General features: G+C 59.1%; 20 protein-coding genes. 8 read left to right on the top strand and 12 right to left on the bottom strand.

The features are described from left to right. Positions 1–9: 9 nt before the first annotated feature. Both J5289_RS02480 and J5289_RS02475 read right to left on the bottom strand, forming a co-directional pair. Positions 10–360 carry a MarR family winged helix-turn-helix transcriptional regulator gene (locus J5289_RS02480; RefSeq protein ID WP_209182319.1) on the bottom strand — a complete coding sequence of 117 codons (351 nt, stop codon included), beginning with the start codon at positions 358–360 and terminating at the stop codon, positions 10–12. Between the two features lie 85 nt (positions 361–445). Further along, positions 446–1,837 (bottom strand): M17 family metallopeptidase, encoded by a 1,392-nt coding sequence (locus J5289_RS02475; protein WP_209182318.1) that lies wholly within the window; start codon positions 1,835–1,837, stop codon positions 446–448. A 143-nt stretch (positions 1,838–1,980) separates the two neighbouring features. Between J5289_RS02475 and J5289_RS02470 the strand changes: the two genes are divergently transcribed. Next, positions 1,981–2,802, top strand: coding sequence for a tetratricopeptide repeat protein (locus J5289_RS02470; RefSeq protein WP_142830009.1), 822 nt, complete (start codon positions 1,981–1,983; stop codon positions 2,800–2,802). Positions 2,803–2,867: 65 nt separating this feature from the next. Here J5289_RS02470 and J5289_RS02465 read toward each other — a convergent pair whose 3' ends face one another. The 9 genes from J5289_RS02465 to J5289_RS02425 all read right to left on the bottom strand — a co-directional run bounded on the left by J5289_RS02465 (position 2,868) and on the right by J5289_RS02425 (position 11,759). Continuing rightward, positions 2,868–3,848 carry a type II secretion system F family protein gene (locus J5289_RS02465; protein ID WP_209182311.1) on the bottom strand — a complete coding sequence of 327 codons (981 nt, stop codon included), beginning with the start codon at positions 3,846–3,848 and terminating at the stop codon, positions 2,868–2,870. A 15-nt stretch (positions 3,849–3,863) separates the two neighbouring features. After that, positions 3,864–4,871, bottom strand: a complete 1,008-nt coding sequence (locus J5289_RS02460; protein ID WP_142830005.1) for a type II secretion system F family protein — start codon at positions 4,869–4,871, stop codon at positions 3,864–3,866. A 10-nt stretch (positions 4,872–4,881) separates the two neighbouring features. Then, positions 4,882–6,354 (bottom strand): CpaF family protein, encoded by a 1,473-nt coding sequence (locus tag J5289_RS02455; protein ID WP_209182309.1) that lies wholly within the window; start codon positions 6,352–6,354, stop codon positions 4,882–4,884. Positions 6,355–6,383: 29 nt separating this feature from the next. Further along, positions 6,384–7,652, bottom strand: a complete 1,269-nt coding sequence (locus tag J5289_RS02450; protein WP_142830001.1) for a CpaE family protein — start codon at positions 7,650–7,652, stop codon at positions 6,384–6,386. Between the two features lie 46 nt (positions 7,653–7,698). Beyond that, positions 7,699–8,454: a CpaD family pilus assembly protein gene (locus J5289_RS02445; RefSeq protein ID WP_209182307.1), complete on the bottom strand. Its 756-nt coding sequence runs from the start codon at positions 8,452–8,454 to the stop codon at positions 7,699–7,701. Positions 8,455–8,463: 9 nt separating this feature from the next. Next, positions 8,464–10,005 (bottom strand): type II and III secretion system protein family protein, encoded by a 1,542-nt coding sequence (locus tag J5289_RS02440; RefSeq protein ID WP_374108248.1) that lies wholly within the window; start codon positions 10,003–10,005, stop codon positions 8,464–8,466. Next, positions 10,002–10,811 carry a Flp pilus assembly protein CpaB gene (cpaB, locus tag J5289_RS02435; RefSeq protein ID WP_209182305.1) on the bottom strand — a complete coding sequence of 270 codons (810 nt, stop codon included), beginning with the start codon at positions 10,809–10,811 and terminating at the stop codon, positions 10,002–10,004. Before cpaB ends, J5289_RS02440 begins: the two co-directional genes overlap by 4 nt. Positions 10,812–10,938: 127 nt before the next feature. Continuing rightward, positions 10,939–11,448 (bottom strand): prepilin peptidase, encoded by a 510-nt coding sequence (locus J5289_RS02430; RefSeq protein ID WP_209182301.1) that lies wholly within the window; start codon positions 11,446–11,448, stop codon positions 10,939–10,941. Positions 11,449–11,585: 137 nt separating this feature from the next. Continuing rightward, a complete protein-coding gene (locus tag J5289_RS02425) occupies positions 11,586–11,759 on the bottom strand; it encodes a Flp family type IVb pilin (RefSeq protein ID WP_209182294.1) in 174 nt (57 codons plus the stop codon). Between the two features lie 403 nt (positions 11,760–12,162). Between J5289_RS02425 and J5289_RS02420 the strand changes: the two genes are divergently transcribed. The 7 genes from J5289_RS02420 (at position 12,163) to J5289_RS02390 (ending at position 17,680) form a co-directional block, all read left to right on the top strand. Further along, positions 12,163–12,582 carry a pilus assembly protein N-terminal domain-containing protein gene (locus J5289_RS02420; protein ID WP_142829991.1) on the top strand — a complete coding sequence of 140 codons (420 nt, stop codon included), beginning with the start codon at positions 12,163–12,165 and terminating at the stop codon, positions 12,580–12,582. A gap of 93 nt (positions 12,583–12,675) precedes the next feature. Next, positions 12,676–13,317, top strand: a complete 642-nt coding sequence (locus tag J5289_RS02415) for a TadE/TadG family type IV pilus assembly protein (RefSeq protein WP_209182446.1) — start codon at positions 12,676–12,678, stop codon at positions 13,315–13,317. Positions 13,318–13,355: 38 nt separating this feature from the next. Then, positions 13,356–13,934 carry a TadE/TadG family type IV pilus assembly protein gene (locus tag J5289_RS02410; protein ID WP_209182445.1) on the top strand — a complete coding sequence of 193 codons (579 nt, stop codon included), beginning with the start codon at positions 13,356–13,358 and terminating at the stop codon, positions 13,932–13,934. 124 nt (positions 13,935–14,058) lie between these two features. Continuing rightward, positions 14,059–15,279: a phosphopentomutase gene (locus J5289_RS02405; RefSeq protein WP_209182292.1), complete on the top strand. Its 1,221-nt coding sequence runs from the start codon at positions 14,059–14,061 to the stop codon at positions 15,277–15,279. Beyond that, positions 15,276–16,244, top strand: a complete 969-nt coding sequence (locus J5289_RS02400; protein ID WP_209182290.1) for an adenosine deaminase — start codon at positions 15,276–15,278, stop codon at positions 16,242–16,244. The genes J5289_RS02405 and J5289_RS02400 overlap by 4 nt, the downstream gene beginning before the upstream one ends. Before the next feature lie 118 nt (positions 16,245–16,362). Beyond that, entirely contained in the window at positions 16,363–16,992 is a 630-nt protein-coding gene (gene upp, locus J5289_RS02395; RefSeq protein ID WP_111215855.1) for a uracil phosphoribosyltransferase, read from the top strand. A gap of 163 nt (positions 16,993–17,155) precedes the next feature. Beyond that, complete coding sequence (locus J5289_RS02390; RefSeq protein ID WP_209182444.1) at positions 17,156–17,680, top strand: TIGR02281 family clan AA aspartic protease; 525 nt, start codon at positions 17,156–17,158, stop codon at positions 17,678–17,680. Positions 17,681–17,686: 6 nt separating this feature from the next. Here J5289_RS02390 and deoA read toward each other — a convergent pair whose 3' ends face one another. Continuing rightward, positions 17,687–19,000 (bottom strand): thymidine phosphorylase, encoded by a 1,314-nt coding sequence (gene deoA / locus J5289_RS02385; protein WP_209182284.1) that lies wholly within the window; start codon positions 18,998–19,000, stop codon positions 17,687–17,689.

Below are 19,000 nucleotides of genomic sequence, written 5' to 3'. Positions count from 1 at the left end.
TTTTATCCTTCAGGAGGTGAGCCGGCGGCTCTGGCCGATGACCAGATCGCCGAGTTTTTCCAGATAAAGCGCGCCCGTGACTGTGCGCTTGATGATGACATTGCGGCGATCCTTGGCGTCCCGCACGCGGTCGACAAGGCCCATCGCCCCCATCGTATCGAGGGCGCGGGTGATGACCGGCTTGCTGACACCCAAAGTCGCCGCCAGTCCACGAACCGTGTGGGGCGGCGGCACCAGATAGATCTGCAGCAGGATCGCCATCTGTCGCAAGGTGAGATCCCGCTTGTCGAGATGAACCTGCTCCATGGTAACGCCATGCCACAGCCCCAATGCCTGGGAAGCGGTCAGTTCAAGGGACAAGACGCACTCCGGGGTCCGTTACGCAGCCGTTTCATTGTCCTGCGAGTTCGTGACCATTTCAAGAGGCGTTTCCGGATCCCGCCCCTTACCGGACTTTCTGCCGTATATAATGGTAAAGGGCTCGGATAGCCTGTGCCTCGCCGCCGCCCGGCGAATGCGGGCGCTCGCTTGGTGCCCAGCCATAGATATCGAGATGCGCCCAGCTTTTGGTATTGGTGACGAAGCGCTTGAGAAACAGTGCGGCCGTGATGGCGCCTGCCATGCCGCCGGCCGGAGCATTGGTGATATCGGCAAACTTGGTCCGGATATCCTTGTCGTAGCCCATGTAGAGCGGCATCCGCCACAGGGGATCGTCCGTCTCCAGGCTTGCTTCGGCGAGGTCATCTGCAAGGCCTTCGTCATCGGTAAAGAGCGGCGGCAGGTCGGGGCCGAGTGCGACGCGCGCAGCCCCCGTCAATGTGGCCATGTCGATCATGAGATCGGGCGACTCCTCATCGGCGTAGGCCAGTGCGTCGGCCAGGATGAGGCGGCCTTCCGCATCGGTATTGTCGATCTGGACAGTCAGGCCCTTGCGGCTCTTGTAAATGTCGCCGGGTCGGAAAGCGTTGGCGGAAATCGAATTTTCAACAACCGGTATGATGACGCGCAGGTCGACCTTGAGTTTTGCATCCATGATCATCAGCGCCAGACCGAGGATATTGGCGGCACCGCCCATGTCCTTCTTCATCAGAAGCATCGAGGCGGACGGCTTGATGTCAAGGCCGCCGGTATCGAAGCACACGCCCTTGCCGACGAGCGTGATGCGACGATGGCCTTTCTTCCCCCAGCGCAGCTCAAGTAACCGCGGCGCGTCGGCGCTGGCGCGGCCGACGACATGGACCAGCGGAAAGTTCTGCGTCAGCAGGTCGTCGCCTGTAATGACGGTGCATTGAGCATTGTAGTGGGCGGCGAGCGCCCGGAAGACTTCTTCCAGATGGCCCGGGCCCATATCGTTGGTGGGCGTGTTGATCAGATCGCGGGCAAGAAACACACCCGCCAGCTGCCGCCTGATATCGGCAGCATCGGCATCACGCGGGATCATCAGCGTCGGTGCAACCGTCTTGTCCGCCTTGTAGCGGTCGAAACGATAGCTGCCGAGGCCGAATCCCAGTGCCAGCCGATGGGCGGTAAGCGGGGCGGTCTCGATGTGCCAGTCGCCGGGCGGCAGCGAGCGGGCAAGACGGCCGGTGAGATAGGGCTGTTCCGAGGGGTTGGCCCCGAGGCCGAACAAGGCGCCGCCGAGGTGCCCCTCCTCCGTCGGGATAAGTAGCAAAGTGCCGCTATCCGCCTTGTAGCCGGTCTTTCGAGCCCAATCGAGAGCGATAGGATCGATGGTGCCTGTTTCGATATGCGCGGGCGTGACTGCGAAGACCGGGAGGGTCTTGCCACCCTTGGTATTAAAGGGTGTGGCTCGGTCGATATACTGGTAGGGGGCCATGATGATCCTTCGATCCGCCTGAGTCGGTAAATTAACGATCTGTTAGGGTTAACAGATTATTGCTGGAGCGAAGATTGCGCCACACTATTATCTGCTGTCTTTATGGATCTGGCGCAGGACCAATCGATTTCACGGATCGCGCCATGACCGCTTCGGCACCCTCTTTTTCGACAATCCGCAGCCTTCAGGCCAGCGTCGCCCTGCTGGCAGCACTACTGCTTGCCGGCTGCGCGACGACGACGGACAAGACTACCACAGGCTCAATCCCGAAAATGTCGAAGTCTGCCGACGACATGAGCCCCGGCGAGCTCTCCGGCAGCACGGCAGCGCTCGGCAAGGCATACGACGCAAACCCGCGGAACCCCGTTGTCGGCGTCAATTACGCCAATGCACTGCGCGCCAGCGGTCGCAATGCCCAGTCCCTCGCTGTCATGCAGCAGGTGGCAATCGCCAATCCCAACGACCGTGGCGTTCTGGCTGCCTACGGCAAGGCACAGGCGGCGGCAGGACAATTGAATGAGGCTCTCGCCACAATCGAGCGCGCCCAGACACCTGACCGGCCAGACTGGCGGCTGGTCTCAGCGCAGGGCGCTATCCTCGATCAGCTCGGCCGCGCCACCGAAGCAAGGGGTAAATATCGCGACGCACTGGACCTGCAACCGAACGAGCCCTCGATCCTATCCAATCTCGGCATGTCCTATGTCCTGACCGGAGATCTGAAGACGGCCGAGACCTACCTGCGCTCAGCCGTCGCCCAGCCGACTGCCGACAGTCGCGTCCGACAAAACCTGGCGCTTGTCGTCGGCCTCCAGGGGCGCTTTCCCGAGGCCGAGCAGATCGCCCGGTCGGAACTGACGCAGCAGCAGGCCAATGCCAACGTCAATTATCTGCGCACCATGCTGGCCCAGCAGAATTCCTGGCAGAAGCTTGCCAGCAAGGACGGCGCGCCGAGACCTGTCAACTGACGGAAGCCCTTATCCGGCCTCCAGGTGTGACACGATAGGCCCTTGCACCGGTTGATCCTGAAACGTCAGTTGTGGAACCGGTCCATGACCTGGAGGATGGCCGGTCCGAGGATGACGGCGATCAGCACCGGCAGGAAAAATACGATCATCGGCACGGTCAGTTTCGGCGGCAGAGCCGCAGCCTTCTTTTCGGCATCGTTCATCCGGTCGTCACGCCCCTCCTGGGCAAGCACGCGCAAGGCCTGGGCAACGGGAGTGCCGTAACGCTCGGCCTGGATCAGCGCCTGGGTGACCGATTTGACATTCTCCAACTGCGTGCGGACAGCCAGGTTATCGAGTGCGGTACGGCGGTCTTGAAGGAACGACAGTTCCGCGTTGGTCAGCACCATTTCTTCTGCGAGTTCCGGGGATTGCTCGGCTAGCTCTTCCGAGACACGGCGCATGCCGGCTTCCACCGAAATTCCCGACTCGACGCAGATCAGCATCAGATCCAGAGCATCCGGCCACGCCCGCTTGATGGACTTCTGGCGCTTTCCCATGCGGTTCGACACATAAATATTTGGCGCGTAAAAACCGAGATATCCAACGCCTAGCACCGCGAGAACGCGGATCATGAAGCCCTTGCTTTCGAGATTGCCGAGACCGAAGACCCAGAAGCCAGCAAGGGCGAGGAACAAAAATGGCAGCAGGAAGCGCGCAACCAGGAAAGTGTTCAAGGCATTTTCGGATCGTAGCCCTGCCGCCCGCAGTCGGTTGACGGTGTTGGCGTCGACCAGCGCCTCTTTCAGATTGAAGCGCTCGGCGATATTGCGGACCGACTGGTTGTTCTGGTTGCGCAGCGTCGCCTTGCCGCCGTCGTTCATCCGCGCTCTTTCGCGGGCGCGGATCTGGTCGCGCTCGGTCGAGACTGCCTTCATGCGCTTGTTCAGATCGCCGCGGTCGAAATAGGGAATGGCCAGCGTGTAGAACGTTGCGAACACAGCGATCGAAACCACGACCGCAAGGATCAGGCTGGGATCGGTCAACTGGCTGGCAATGTCGGACATGGTGGCAACCTTCGGTCAGATGTCGAAATTGATCATTTGGCGCATGACGAACATACCGAGAGCCATCCAAACTCCGGCAAACATCAGGATGAGATGGCCGCGCGGATCGGTAAAGAGGGCCATGATATATTGTGGCGACGTCAGATAGACGAGCGTGGCGACGATGAACGGCAGGGCGCCAATGATGCAGGCCGATGCCTTGGCTTCCATCGACAGGGCCTGCACCTTCGCCTTCATCTTCTTGCGCTCACGAAGGACACGCGCGAGATTTCCGAGCGCTTCCGACAGGTTGCCGCCGGACTGCGACTGGATTGCAATCACAATGGCGAAGAAGTTGACCTCCTGCAGCGGAAGTCCGACAGCCATGCGGGCGCAGGCATCCGCCATGCTGAGACCGACCTGCTGGGCCTCCACCAATTGGCGAAACTCCGTCTTGACCGGCTCGCGCGCATCGGCTGACACAAGGCGGATCGCGTCGTTGAGCGGCAGGCCGGAGCGCAGCGAGCGGGTGATCACATCGAGCGCATTCGGAAACTCGTTGAGGAACTTGTTCTGCCGGCGCTTGACGAGAAAACCTATGATCCACCGGGGGAGACCGACACCGGCGGTAAACGGCAATCCCAGGACGATCGCCAGCGGCGCGCCCAGGATGAAGGCGGCAAGCATGACGACAAGAGCAAAAAGAGCGCTGAACAGATAGAAGCGACCGATGGTGATCGGCAGGCCTGTTTGAGCCAGTCGGGCCTTCAGGGACTGTGATTTCTTGCTTTTTTCCAGATTCCGCTTTTCGAGGTCTTTCAGCGAATCCTGCACGGACCTCCGACGCTTCGACAACTCCTGGACGCGGTCCCGCGCCGCACTGACCTTGTTCAGCTCGCTTTCTGTCGCCTTGACGCGACTGACGCGACTGGCCGTCTTCTTGTCGGTTTCCATACTCGAAAACAGGAAGCTGTAGCTCAACGCAGCCGCAGATATGGCTGCTAGCAGCACGATGAGGAGGATGGTGGAATCAATGCCGAACATCGGTCAAACCCTACTTCGATTGTTTGTCCATCTCGTCCAGCACCGCTGCCAATCGCTTTTCCTCATTGTAGTAACGGGCGCGATCCCAGAAATGCGGCTTACCGATGCCGGTCGACACGTGGCGACCGACGATGCGGCCATTGGCGTCTTCGCCTTCGATTTCGTAGCGCATCAGATCCTGGGTGATGATGACATCACCTTCCATCCCGATGACCTCGGTGATCTGGGTGATGCGGCGGGATCCGTCTCTCAAGCGTGCAGCCTGGATGATGACGTCGACGGAGCCGGCGATGATTTCGCGCACAGTCTTTGCAGGCAAGGTAAAACCGCCCATCGCGATCATCGACTCGATACGGCTCAAACATTCACGAGGCGTATTCGAGTGGATCGTTCCCATGGATCCGTCATGGCCAGTGTTCATCGCCTGCAAAAGGTCGAACACTTCGGGCCCGCGCACTTCGCCGACGATGATCCGCTCAGGGCGCATGCGCAGGCAGTTCTTGACGAGGTCGCGCATGGTGATCTCGCCCTCACCTTCGATATTCGGCGGGCGTGTTTCGAGACGTACTACGTGCGGCTGTTGCAATTGCAGTTCTGCTGTGTCTTCGCAGGTGATGATCCGCTCGTCTTCGTCGATATAACGCGTCAGGCAATTGAGCAGCGTCGTCTTGCCCGAGCCGGTACCGCCAGAGATAACCACATTGCAGCGGACCCGACCGATGATCTGCAGGATGATGGCGCCTTCCGGCGTGATCGCGCCGAAGCGGACGAGCTGGTCGAGAGTCAGCTTGTCCTTCTTGAATTTACGGATTGTCAGAGCCGGGCCATCGATCGCCAGTGGCGGCGCGATGACGTTGACACGCGAGCCATCCGGCAGGCGCGCATCGCAGATGGGGCTGGATTCGTCGACGCGACGGCCGACCTGGCTGACGATGCGCTGGCAGATCGACAGCAGCTGGCTATTGTCGCGAAAGCGGATTTCCGATTCGATCGTCTTGCCGCCAACTTCGATAAAGGTCTGGCCGGAGCCGTTGACCATGATGTCGGAAATATCGTCGCGGGCCAGCAGCGGCTCGAGCGGACCGTACCCCAGTACGTCGTTGCAGATGTCATCGAGCAGCTCTTCCTGCTCGGAGATCGACATCGCGAAATTCTTGATCGTGATGATGTCGTTGACGATGTCGCGAATTTCCTCACGCGCGCTTTCGCCATCGAGCTTGGAAAGCTGGGACAGGTCTATGGTATCGATCAGAGCACCGAAGACCTGCGCCTTGGTATCGTAATATTCCTCGGTACGCTGCGGGCGCCGGCGCTGCGGCGTCTGGATCGGTGGTGAGGCGACCTGCTGGCGCTGGGTATTTTCGCGGGAGGGCTCCATCAACACCGTGGAGGCCGAGACTGCGGCGGTCGACGTACGCGGCTGCAGCGGCGCGGGTGCGCCGTCGCCTTTTCCAAACCCATCGTTTCCGCGCTTACCAAACATGGTCGTTCCAATTCTTCTCGGTCGTCGTCTTATTTCCGCTTCAGAAGACCCATCAGGCCTCCCTTGCGGGACTTCTTCATTGCGATGCGGCCGGTAACGATGTGGGAGATCTGGGAGAATGTCTCGGCGATCGGCGACTTCGCGTCGACCTCCGAAATCATCCGGCCACTGTTCGCCGCGTTGCCGAACAGGGCTACGTCGAATGGAATGATAGCGATCGGATCGACTTCCAGTGGCTCGCAGAATTCCGAGATACCAATTTCCGGTCTTTTCGGCATACCCACCTGGTTGAGGATCAAATGCGGGACCTTGTCGTTCGGCCGCATCTTGCGCAAAGCATCCAGCATGTTCTTGGCGTTGCGAAGATTTGCGAGGTCGGGCATGGCGCAAATCACCACGTCGTCGACGCTCGAAAGTACAGCCCGGGTCCATTCCGACCACATATGCGGCACGTCCAGCACTGTCACTGGCGCGCTTCGCTGCAACACGTCCAGCACGGGCTGGAAGGCATGGCCTTCAAAATCATAGGCGCGGTCGAGCATCGACGGAGCGGCCAGCAGCGACAGGTGCTTCGAGCACTTCGTCAGCAGGCGATCGAGAAAGACCTCGTCCAGACGGTCCGGCGCAAAGACTGCCTCGGCTATCCCCTGGGCCGGATCCTGGTCGAAATCGATATTTGCCGTGCCGAAAGGGAGATCCAAGTCTGCAAGTATAGTCTCGGTGGAAAACAGGTTGGAGATGCCGAAAGCGCAGTTGTGAGCAATCGTCGAAGCCCCGACGCCGCCCTTGGCGCCAATGAATGCGATGCTGCGGCCGATCGGCTCGGCATCCGGATCGATGAAGATCGTCGACATCGCCGCCATAAGGTCGGACATTGCTACCGGCTGGACCATGTATTCCGAGATGCCGTTGCGCATCAGTTCGCGATAGAGCGTGATGTCGTTGTGGTAGCCGACGATAACGACCTTGGTGCTGGGGTCGCAGACCGCAGCAACCGGGGCGAGATCGGTCAGGATGGATGCCGGCGGAGAGCGAGTCTCGATAATGATCAGGTTCGGCGTCGGGGCGCTGGAAAACATGTTCGCCGCAGCCGCAGCGCCGCCGCTGGTGATGCGCAGGCTGACCTTTGCCATGCGCCGGTCGTTGCCAAAACGCTCCATCAACTGCTGCAGCGATTCGCTCTCGCAAAAGGCATGCACGGAGATGCGCGGAAGAGGACGCATGCTCTCGAGATCGCCGATGCGGGGACTGGCCGCATCCGCCTTTTCCATCTGGATATCGTAATCGATCGCGCTCATGGTCGTGTCCTGTCGTGTTTCCCGGTCAGAGCCTCCAGCCTGAAGATCATCCGCCGCTGCCGCTGAACCCGCCTATCGACGATGAACTCGTCGGGGTGGAGCCGCTGCGATAGCTCTCGATCACCTTGCCGCGCTGTTCCGCATCGATCGGTGTCTGCGCCCTTGGCGCGACGAGATCGGTAGGGTTGGCTACCTGTGCCGCCAGGTTGCTTTGAGACGCACAGCCGAAGTTATAGTAATTCTGGTTGTCGAAGGGTTTGTCCGCCAGATCTTCAGGCCACTGCCCGCAAGCGTTCGTAACCGCGGTGGTGGCCATGAAATGCAGCCGGATCGGCGCCGCGTCGCCTGCTCCACCCGCAGGATAGAAGCTATCAGCGATGCGCCGGGACGGGATGCCGCTGGCCACCAGTTCCTGGCGAACCTGATGGCGCACGTCGGCAATCGCCTGGCTGTTCATCGCACCCTGCGGCGTCATGATTTCGACAGTGCCGGTCGCGTGGGCCTTGTAGTCCTGGACGAAGCCCCGGATCATATCCCGCGTGCCTTGGGTGAGGCGACGATCGCTGGCGGCAACCGGAATGTCGACGTTATGTTCGGCCTGCGTCAGGACGATGGGATGACGTTGGCGGTAATCGTCGTGGACAGAGCCGGTCGTCATGTCGTCGTGGTTGGCGCAGCCGGCGAGGACAGCGACCAGCATTGCTGCAGACGCTACCCTCAAGCCGCTTACGTTCAAAACATGCATTCGGGTGCGGGACATGGCGACATCTCTCTCGGCGTTGGTTGACTGGCGGATCGTCATCACGCGCCCCTACTTGTAGATGAAGCCGACGGAGCCATGAAACTCAGCATCCGCGACGGGAGTGTCACGGCGGCCATAGACCTTGTTGACACGGTTGAGGAAGAAGGCGCCTGCATCGTTGGCGGGCGAGAAATTATCGTCCGGACGTGACAGCGCATTGCGAGCAACGGGGCGCACGAGATAGGGCGTGGCGATGATCACCAGTTCGCTTTCGTCTCGCTCGACGCTTTTCTGCCGGAACAGGGCGCCGAGGATCGGAATCTTGGATGCACCCGGAGTGCCGTTGGTGGTCTGCTGGATGTTGTCGCTTAGCAAGCCGGCAAGCGCGATGGAGCCGCCGGATGGCAACTCTACAGACGTGTCGGCAGCGCGCTGATTGTAGGTCGCCGTACCGGCCGTTCCGACCGGTTCGGAAACCTGTGTGTTGATGTGCAAGCTGATGCGACCGGCAGAGAGCACCACGGGCGTGAACGAGAGGCTGATGCCGTAGGTGTAAGGGGTGATCGTGACCTTGCCATCGCTGTCGGTCGAGGAATAGAGGGTCTGGCCACCGGAATTGAAGGTGGCCGCCTGCCCGGAAATTGCCGTCAGCGTCGGCTCCGCCAAGGTGCGAATGGCCTTGGCCTGCTCCAATGCGTTCATGTAGCTGTGGATGTCGTACTTGCCGACCGCAAATTTGAAAAGGGCAGCCAAGCCACCATTGCCGGCCGCGACAGCAGGATCACCGCCAATCAGGCCTGTGGTGGAATTTGTGTTGATGTTTCCAAGTTGGGCGACCGTCAGGCCGGACGAATTTCCGACAAGGTTATCGAAGCCAATCTGCTTCAGGACGCTCCGCTTGATCTCAGCAACGGTGACTTTCAGCGTTACCTGGTCTTCGCCATCGATCTGCAAAAAGTTCTTGATGGAGGACGTCTGCCGGTTTTCAGCGAAAATCGCCACTGCGCTGCTGGATCCGCTGCCGCTGGCGGTCGTGTTTCGGGTCGTTGCTTCGCCACCCTTGAGGAACGCCTGCGCAAGGTCGACGGCGCGCGACGAATCCATCGGCGTGCGGACGGTGCCGGTCAGGACGATGTTGTCGGAGACGATTTCGACATGGATATCAGAGTCTGGAATGAAGCGCTTGAGATTGGCCTGCAGACCTGTGATGTCGCGCTCGATGGAGATGTCGAGGGTCGCGACTTCCTCGCCATTGGCGCCGAATACGAAGATGTTGGTCTGGCCGACCGTCTTGCCGAACAGGTAGATGCGGCGCGAGGTCCGTGTCACCGCATCGGCCATCGTCGGGTCGGAGACGAGGATGTCATGGGCATCGGCAGGCAGATCGACGACCAATGCCTTGTTGAGACCGAGATTCAGCCGCTTGTGGTTACCGATCCCGGCGATGGTCACGATACTGTCGGACGTCTCGGCCAGAGCTTCGTCTACCGACAGGAAGTGCGGCACGATCTGCAGGGGCAGACCGCCGAAGGCGACAGAGAATGCGAGCAGCGCCGAGAGCGAACGGCTAGTCCCTGGTTTAGTCATCCGCATGGTCGCGCCCTTTTTCATTGTACCTTGATCGCCGCGCCGCTTGGGACGATGGCGCCGGATTTGATGACCTGCACGACAGATGCACCACTGTCTCCAGACAACAGGTAGTCGGCAGCGCCTGTGTCGGGCTCCTGCGCATCTGCGACCGAGCGCAGTGCCATGGACAATTTGTCAGCCATCTGCTGTGCCGTCGCCAGCACCTTCGCCTGGTCGGGGGTCAGTTCCAGCGTCGCGGTCGCACCGACGGCTGACTTCGAGCCATCAGGCTTCTGCTCGATCTGCTGGTCGATAGCGAGCACGCGCACGTTGCTCAGAATCGTCTCTGTCTGAAACTTGGCAGAATCGCCCTTGCGAACCATCAAAATATCGACGCGGTCGTTGGGAAGAATGAAGCCACCCGCGCCTGTCGCGACCGAGATTTCCGTGGCCACGGCCCGCTTGCCGGCGGGCAGCAGCGAGGAAAGGATGCGGCTGTTGGAATCGGCGACCTTTTCCTCGCGGATCGGTTCGCCTTCGAAGATCGGCAGGCGAACCACTGCGCCGAGCATGTCTTTCAACGCATCCGGACGGTCCGTCTCGGTGATGACGCCCTTGACGACACCCGCTTCCGGCCAGTCCATCCAGCGTATCGAGCTATCGTTCAAGCGTGAGCCGATGGGCAAATTGGCGGCTGCGACCAGAACCTTGACGGAAGGTTCCCTCTGCATCACCGTTGCAACTTCCGGAACGACATTGCGACCGCCCGCAAGGCGCATTGCCAGTATGCCGGCAAGACCTGCCGCGCCAACTGCAACAACGAGAATGATCAGGCGAGCGGGTTTCATTATTCATCCTTGGGAACAAGACTGTTCGCCAGCAAGGATGCACCGCAATTGGTATACTTATGGTTAATGAATGACTTACAACTTAGCTTAAGAAGTCATGAATACAGACTTCGTTCCAACCCCGAGATCATGACTGATTGAGAGCAGCCAGAAACAGGGGAGACGACGGGAAAGCGATAAACCCGCCAATGCCGATCGCGATGCCGTACGGTATCTTCTTAGCATGTGTTAGGGATTGGGGTATCGACATACCGATGACGGAAAGGATGTCGGCGCGGGCGCGCATGGCGAAGATCAGCAATGTCATAATGCCGCCGACGACGCTGACATACACGACGAATTCCAGAAGAGACTGGTCGAACCCGAACCACAATGCGGCGGCGCTCAGGAGCTTGGCATCGCCACCGCCCATAATGTTGAGCGCGAAGAAGCCGAAGCAAACGGCAAAGACAATCAGTGCACCCAGAAAATGCATTCCGATTACTGCCAGCGGTAGGCCCGTGAAGGGGGCGACCAGCAGAAATGCCCCGACGAGGATGACGGAAACCCGATTGGGGATGGTCATGGTGAAAAGATCGGAGAATGCAGCAACCGCCATGCAAAGCGGAAAAATCAAGAAAATTGCGGCCCCGATCATGCTTATCTCCATAAAGTCGCTATGATGGTAACAGCCATTGCCTAAGGAAGAATGACCGGTCTACGACGCCGTAAATGGCAAAAAGCCGCTGCCCTGAGGGGATGCGGCTTTTCATTCAAATTTATCGGCGAGACTTATCAGCCTGCGTAGTTCAACTTGAGGGCAATATTCTTGAACTGGTTGTTCAAGGCAGTGCCGAGCGTGGTTGCACCGGCGATCAGGGCTACGGAGATCAGAGCAGCGATCAAGCCGTATTCAATTGCAGTCGCACCGGATTCGTCTTTCAAGAAACGCGCGAAAAGCTTGGTCATGGAAACTCCTACTCCACATGTTGACAGCAAGTCCGCCAACTGTTTGCCGTTGATCGGATGAGGGGAAATTATCGAACGGCTGTTTCAATCGACTTAAAAAAAGTAGTAAACAAAATGATAATAGGCTTTCGCGATCATGGTAGTTAACGAAGAGAGTGATTAACGTATAGTATTGTTTCGAGTCATCTTTTGCACGGCCGCAGCAGCGACAGACATGTCACAGAGTAAATCAGACGGCTCCTTACGATACATAGATTTCACCTTCAAAATCCCATTTCTACGCATATGATGCCGTCAACCTTCATCAATCGACGCATTATTCGGCATATTAACGCTTAGTTTACTAATACTTTTCATTCTGTTGCGTACGAGCACCGAGAATTCGCCCGAGAGGCCCCCCTTCATGTTCCAGCAAGGCAGATCCGTTTTATTCGGCTGCATCGTCGCAGCGACAGGACTCTTGCCAGGGATCTCCGTGGCCGGGGACAACATGCTGCGGGTGTTCATGGATCATGCGCGCATCCTGAGGCTAGATCGCCCGGTCAGCAAAGTGATCATCGGAAACTCGCAGGTGGCCGATGCGACTGTCGCGGATCCGAAGACGATTGTTTTGACAGGTCGCAGTTTCGGCACGACGAACATCGTTCTTCTCGACTCCGACGGCAACGCGATTGTCGACGAGCGTATTCTTGTATCGATCGACGAAGGCAATACGGTTCGCGTCTATCGCCAGACGGAGCGCTCCGTTCTTTCCTGCACACCGAACTGCGAGGTTCACGCTCAGCAAAGCAGCGCTGCCGCACCAGTTGCCGCCACGCCATAGACGATGTCTTGGCATCGGAAGTTTAAGAGAAAACGCAACGGAATATCAATGAAGTCCGCATAGGGTCCGCGCGTTGATAGAAGCGTGGAAATCATGATGACGGTGGATGGGCAGGACGAAGGTGACACCGCGCTAGTCCGGCATCCTATCCTGAAGCGCCTCAGACTCATCGTCCGCTCGAAAGATGGGGCGACGGCAATTGAGTTTGCCCTGCTGGCGGTCCCCTATTTCATCATAATCTTTGCGATCATCGAGACATTCGTCGCCTTCACTGCCGAACAACTGGTGGTCAATGCCACGGATACGCTGTCGAGAAAGCTTCGCACCGGACAGATTACCTACGCGATGGGACGCACCGCGACCGACATGGATCAAACGAAGTTTCGGACCGCATTCTGCGCCGAGATTGCCATCATGATCAGCTGCTCCCCGAGCGAGATCGCCACACCGGCGAAATTGTATCTTGATGTTGAGACCTACACGTCCTTCGCCGACATTCCAGTGAAAATTCCTCGCGTCTCCACTGCCGCGTACGCCGACATAGATCCGTCGGGCTTCAAATTTGCGCCAGGCGGCCCAAGTTCCATCAACATGGTGCGAGCTTATTATCGTTGGAAGATTACAACCGATATCGTGCGGCCCTATATCACCACAATCCGACCGGCCAACGGTTCGATGCCGACCGACTTCCTGATTATCGCCACAACGGCCTTTCAAAACGAGAAATACCCTTGAGCGCCCCGGATCTACACAGTTACGGGATTCGCCGGAGGCTGCAACGGGCGCTCGATAGCCGTATTGCGCGCCTCGGTTTGCGTCTGGTGCGCGACAAGGGCGGTGTTGGCGCCATCGAATTCGCCATACTCGTTCCGGTCCTGCTGCTTCTGTACCTCGGCGCGCTGCAGACGACGGTCGCGCTCAGCGTTGCCCAGCGAACGAGCCGCGCGGCAGGAACTGTCGCAGATATTGTTACGCAGCAGTCGACGGTATCGAAATCTATCCTCTCGACCATGCCATCCGTCGTCAATGCAATCTTTGTGCCTTACGCCACTACCGGCATGACGCTGAAGATCACCGGCATCCAGATCGATGCCAGCAGCAAGGCTACGGTGCTTTGGTCGTGGGAGCAGGACGGGACGACTGCCTATGCGGTCAACAGTGCTGTGACAGGGGTGCCGACAGCACTCAACAAACCAAATTCGTTCCTGGTCAGAACCGAGCTTGGGGTGCCTTACAAGCTCATCAGCTTTGGACCGGACTTCCTACCGGCGGGCATGAATTCGATCACTATGCAGCGGCAATATTTCTACCGTCAGCGCACCGGAACTTCGATCAAGTGCGACGATTGCTAAAGCACTGACGCAGGACGACGACACCCGCTGAAATTGCCAAGTGCCTACTGCCACTATATGGGTACTCGCCTGCAAGCCGCCGGAAGATCCGTTGCGGATACTGATCGTCTTTGTCGGGTAGCTCATGGCGCGCGCTTTTCTCTTCGTTCTTGATTCCTTCGGCGTCGGCGGTGGCCCGGACGCAGCATCCTACGGCGACCAGGGCGCCGATACGCTTGGCCATATTGCCGAGTTTTGCGCCGCAGGAGCGGCAGACCGTGCAGGCCTTCGCGCGGGTCCGCTGATGCTCCCTAACATGTCGGCGCTGGGGCTGATGCAGATCGCCAAGAGTGCGGCTGGTGCCTACCCCGCCGGAATGACGATGCCGGAGCGCATTTATGGTCTCTATGGATGCGCCAATGAAGTGTCGCGCGGCAAGGACACACCCTCCGGTCATTGGGAAATCGCCGGTACGCCCGTAACCTTCGACTGGGGCTATTTTCCAGCGGAGGGCGACGCCTTCCCCCCGGAATTCGTGGCGAGCTTCTGCCGTGCTGCCGAAATCCCCGGCATCCTCGGCAATTGCCACGCATCGGGAACCGACATCATTGCCCGCCATGGCGAAGAGCATATGCGGACCGGCAGGCCTATCTGCTACACGTCCTCGGATTCAGTATTCCAGATAGCCGCGCACGAGGTTAGTTTCGGGCTCGATCGCCTGCTGCATGTGTGCCGCATCGCCCGGGCGCTGCTCGATGAATTCAATATCGGGCGTGTCATTGCCAGACCGTTCGTCGGCAATACGGCTGCAAATTTCGAGCGCACCGGTAACCGTCGTGATTTTTCCGTCCTGCCGCCGGAGCCGACGCTGCTGGATCGGCTGGTCGCCGGGGGCCGAAAAGTCCATGCGATCGGCAAGATCGGCGATATCTTTGCCCATCAGGGTATCTCGACGGAGGTCAAGGCAAACGGCAACGACGCTTTGATGGACGCATCGCTGAAGGCCATGGAATATGCCGAGGACGGCGATCTTGTGTTCACCAATTTCGTCGATTTCGACATGGTCTATGGTCACCGTCGCGATGTAGCCGGGTATGCTGCCGCACTCGAGGCATTCGATGCGCGCCTTCCGGAGGTGCATCGCAAGCTCAAGGCGGGCGATCTGGTGATCCTGACCGCCGACCATGGCTGCGACCCCACCTGGCGCGGCACCGACCATACCCGCGAGCGCGTCCCGATCATCGCCTACGGACCCGGCCTCCGCTCGCGTGCCATCGGCATTCGTCAAAGCTTTGCCGATATCGGCGAGACCGTCGCTGCCCATCTCGGCATTGCCGCTGGACCCTACGGGAGGAGCTTTCTGTGACATCGCACCTGAAAAAGATCGAGCTTCATTGCCACCTCGAGGGTGCCGCCCCGCCGAGCCTGACGGCAGAGCAAGCGCTGAAATACGGTGTCGATACCAGCGGCTTCCTGCGCGATGGTACTTATCTCTGGAATGATTTCGCGGAATTTATCGTCGCCTACGACCAGGTTGCGTCAGTCTACCGCACAGAGGAAGACTATGCCCTCCTGACCGAGACCTATCTCGAGGAGTTGGCGGCTATCGGAACGATTTACAGCGAGTTGATCGTATCTCCGGACCACGGCGACCGCATAGGCCTTGGTGCCGATGCCTATATTGCCGGAGTATCGGCCGGCATTCACGCGGCAAAGGCGAGAACCGGGATCGAGGCCCGGCTGATTGTCACCGGGGAACGGCATTTCGGCCCTGAGCGCGTCATCAAGGCTGCTGAATATGCCGCCCGGAGCGACAATCCGCTGATTACCGGTTTCAACATGGCAGGTGAAGAGCGCATGGGGCGTGTTGCCGATTACGCCCGGGCGTTCGATATCGCGCGCGACGCGGGCCTTGGCCTGACGATCCATGCCGGCGAAGTCTGTGGGGCCTTCAGCGTGTCGGATGCCCTCGATCTCGTTCGCCCGAGCCGCATCGGCCACGGCGTTCGCGCGATCGAGGATAGCGAGCTTGTCAGGCGCCTCGCAGATCTCGGCACTGTCCTCGAAGTCTGCCCCGGCTCCAACATCGCTCTGAATGTCTTTCCCGACTTCAAATCGCATCCGCTACGCCGTCTGAAGGAAGCGGGGGTCCGCGTCACAATCAGCTCCGACGATCCACCGTTTTTCAAGACGTCGCTGGAACGCGAATATGCGCTGGCGAGTTTGGCATTCGGCTTCAGCGAGGCCGAGATCAACGCGATGACCCGCACCGGTCTGGAAGCAGCCTTTGTAGACGATGAGACACGTTCAAGGCTGCTAGCGATGATTTGACCGTCGGCGATCAGAGACTGGGGATGCTTGGAACCGAATCGCCACGTTCTCTTGCGGTGAGGGCAACTTCCGTGGAAGAACAGGCTTTATTCTGGAATCCAAGCGGAAGGCTGAAATCATGGACGGCGTTACGGTTATCAATCACCCGCTTGTGCAGCACAAACTCACCATCATGCGGCGCAAGGACACCTCGACCGGCAGCTTTCGACGCCTGCTGCGCGAGATTTCGACACTGCTCTGCTATGAAGTCACACGCGACCTCGAACTGACGATGGAAACCATCGAGACGCCATTGCAGGAGATGGAATCGCCGATCCTCGAAGGCAAGAAGCTCGTCTTCGCGTCGATCCTGCGTGCCGGCAATGGCTTGCTCGAGGGTATGCTCGACCTCGTGCCTTCAGCACGTGTCTCACATATCGGCGTCTATCGTGACCATGAGACGCTGCAGCCGGTGGAGTATTACTTCAAGGCGCCGGAAGATATTGCCGAACGACTGATCATTGTTGTCGATCCGATGCTGGCGACCGGTAATTCATCGATTGCAGCTATCGACAAGCTGAAGGAACGCGGCGCTCACAACATCCGTTTCCTCTGCCTGCTGGCCGCACCGGAAGGTCTGAAGAATTTCACCGACGCCCATCCCGATGTGCCTGTCTACACTGCGTCGATCGACAGTCACCTTAACGAAAAGGGCTATATCGTCCCTGGCCTCGGCGACGCCGGCGACAGGATGTATGGGACCAAATAGGCTTCATACTTCCTTAACCTATGCCTGTAGTTGTGCATTTCGTTTCTCAAATCTGCTCGATTCTGCCGCGCGGCATTAGTAACTTGGCAGTAATCTTAAGATATGGGTTGCAACACATCACGCCTCGCATGACGCCAGGTTTATACAGGAAGGATTCTTGTCGATGCTTGTACGGAGCCTCGTATTTGCTGGCGTTTTCGCGACGCTCGCCACCCAGGTGCCCTCGTTCTTCCAAACGAGTGGCGCGGCCCAAAATCCGGTACCATCCCTTCTCAGCATCTCCGCACCTTCACAACAGGCGCTGGCAGTCGATGCCCACGGCAATGTACAGCTCAGGGCAGATGCGCAAGGTCACTACAGCGGAAATTTCAAGATCAACGGCAAGTCCGTGCAGGGCCTGATCGACACGGGCGCTACCTATGTGGCCCTGAACGAGACGACGGCCCGCCATCTTGGCTATGCGATGACATCGCTCGATTTCCGCAATGCGGTCAACACCGCCAATGGCCAGACGAAGGCTGCCTATGTGCGCCTCGACCATATCGATATCGGTGGTATCCGTGTGCGCGACGTCGATGCGCTGGTCCTGAAGGATGAAGCATTGAGTTCAACCTTGATCGGCGTCAGCTTTCTGAAGAAGCTGGCTTCCTACAGCGTCGAGGATGGCGCGCTCCGTCTGGAACAATAAGCCTCGTCATCCTGAAATGCGCGCGACGATGAGCGGTTCCTGATCGGGCCGCTCCTCGGTGATTGTGTATGTCGCCGAAACAATGGAAGCCGCCCTTTCGGCGGCGGACATCTCTGCTGCGTGGACGGTGGCGATGCGGTCACCCTTCCGGACGAATGACCCTAGCGGCAGAAAATCGCTGAAACCGACGCGATGATCGATTTTATCCTCCGGCCGAAGACGACCGGCGCCGAGCGCGATGACCTCCATACCGATGGCGCGTGCGTCGCAGCCCGCAAGCCAGCCATCGGAAGTGGAAAGAACGGCTTTCTGGACAGGCGAGCCAATGAGATAGGCGTCTGGCCGCTCCATGAGATCGGCCGGTCCGCCGAGACCCGCAACCATGCGTGAAAATGCTTCTGCGGCTGCACCAGATGCCAGCGCTTGACGCGCCAGCTCCTCGCCGAGCTCGAGGCTGGCCGCCATTTTCGCACCGAGCAGCATCTCGGCGGCGAAAGCCAGTACCAGTGTTTCAAGTCTGGTCCCTGGTTTATCGCCTTTCAGGCATTCGATCGCATTGCGCAGTTCCAACACGTTTCCAGCAGCGTCGGCCAAGGGTTCGTTCATGTCGGTGATCAATGCCGATGTCCGCAAGCCGGCGCCGTTGGCGACTTCTACAAGCGAGCGAGCCAGCACTTCCGCCTCTTCCCGGGATGTCATGAAGGCGCCATTGCCGATCTTCACGTCGAGGACCAGTGTCTGAAGTCCGGCCGCAAGCTTCTTCGACAGGATCGAGGCCGTGATGAGCGGTACCGAATCGACGGTGGCAGTCACATCCCTGATTGCATAGAGGCGCCGGTCGGCCGGAGCGAGCGAAGCGGTCTGGCCGATGATCGCGCAGCCTGCGTCGTCGACCACCTTGCGAAAACGCGCCGCATCCGGCGTGATGTCGTATCCGGGGATCGATTCCAGCTTATCCAGCGTGCCGCCAGTGTGGCCGAGGCCACGACCGGAAATCATCGGCACGGCCAAGCCGCAGGCAGCGGCAACCGGCGCCAGCACCAGCGAGACGTTGTCACCGATGCCGCCGGTCGAATGTTTGTCGGCTACCGGCTTATCGAGGCCCTTCCAGCTCAGGCTATCGCCTGAGTGGGCCATCGCCAGCGTCAGTGCCACCGTCTCGTCCCGCGACATGCCCTTGAACCACACCGCCATCGCGAAAGCGCCGATCTGGCCTTCCGAAAGTTCGCCACGGACAAGTGCACCAATAAAGCTGTCGATATCGGCGGCGCGCAGGGCTTCGCCGTCACGTTTCCGCCGGATGAACTCCTGCGGCATCAT

It is taken from the genome of Rhizobium sp. B230/85 (assembly GCF_019355735.1).
Classification (GTDB): Bacteria; Pseudomonadota; Alphaproteobacteria; order Rhizobiales; family Rhizobiaceae; genus Rhizobium; species Rhizobium rhododendri.
The sequence above is the reverse complement of the archived record's forward strand: the minus strand, read 5'-3'. Positions and strand labels throughout refer to the sequence as shown.

What these genes read in the sequence shown, in the direction of transcription:
- J5289_RS02460 (WP_142830005.1), bottom strand. Translation starts at nt 4,871, where the DNA reads ATGTTCGGCATTGATTCCACCATCCTCCTCATCGTGCTGCTAGCAGCC.
- J5289_RS02415 (WP_209182446.1), top strand. Translation starts at nt 12,676, where the DNA reads ATGATGACGGTGGATGGGCAGGACGAAGGTGACACCGCGCTAGTCCGG.
- J5289_RS02430 (WP_209182301.1), bottom strand. Translation starts at nt 11,448, where the DNA reads ATGATCGGGGCCGCAATTTTCTTGATTTTTCCGCTTTGCATGGCGGTT.
- deoA (WP_209182284.1), bottom strand. Translation starts at nt 19,000, where the DNA reads ATGATGCCGCAGGAGTTCATCCGGCGGAAACGTGACGGCGAAGCCCTG.
- J5289_RS02425 (WP_209182294.1), bottom strand. Translation starts at nt 11,759, where the DNA reads ATGACCAAGCTTTTCGCGCGTTTCTTGAAAGACGAATCCGGTGCGACT.
- J5289_RS02465 (WP_209182311.1), bottom strand. Translation starts at nt 3,848, where the DNA reads ATGTCCGACATTGCCAGCCAGTTGACCGATCCCAGCCTGATCCTTGCG.
- J5289_RS02470 (WP_142830009.1), top strand. Translation starts at nt 1,981, where the DNA reads ATGACCGCTTCGGCACCCTCTTTTTCGACAATCCGCAGCCTTCAGGCC.
- J5289_RS02405 (WP_209182292.1), top strand. Translation starts at nt 14,059, where the DNA reads ATGGCGCGCGCTTTTCTCTTCGTTCTTGATTCCTTCGGCGTCGGCGGT.
- cpaB (WP_209182305.1), bottom strand. Translation starts at nt 10,811, where the DNA reads ATGAAACCCGCTCGCCTGATCATTCTCGTTGTTGCAGTTGGCGCGGCA.
- J5289_RS02420 (WP_142829991.1), top strand. Translation starts at nt 12,163, where the DNA reads ATGTTCCAGCAAGGCAGATCCGTTTTATTCGGCTGCATCGTCGCAGCG.
- J5289_RS02450 (WP_142830001.1), bottom strand. Translation starts at nt 7,652, where the DNA reads ATGAGCGCGATCGATTACGATATCCAGATGGAAAAGGCGGATGCGGCC.
- J5289_RS02445 (WP_209182307.1), bottom strand. Translation starts at nt 8,454, where the DNA reads ATGACGATCCGCCAGTCAACCAACGCCGAGAGAGATGTCGCCATGTCC.
- J5289_RS02440 (WP_374108248.1), bottom strand. Translation starts at nt 10,005, where the DNA reads ATGAAAAAGGGCGCGACCATGCGGATGACTAAACCAGGGACTAGCCGT.
- J5289_RS02455 (WP_209182309.1), bottom strand. Translation starts at nt 6,354, where the DNA reads ATGTTTGGTAAGCGCGGAAACGATGGGTTTGGAAAAGGCGACGGCGCA.
- upp (WP_111215855.1), top strand. Translation starts at nt 16,363, where the DNA reads ATGGACGGCGTTACGGTTATCAATCACCCGCTTGTGCAGCACAAACTC.
- J5289_RS02390 (WP_209182444.1), top strand. Translation starts at nt 17,156, where the DNA reads ATGCTTGTACGGAGCCTCGTATTTGCTGGCGTTTTCGCGACGCTCGCC.
- J5289_RS02475 (WP_209182318.1), bottom strand. Translation starts at nt 1,837, where the DNA reads ATGGCCCCCTACCAGTATATCGACCGAGCCACACCCTTTAATACCAAG.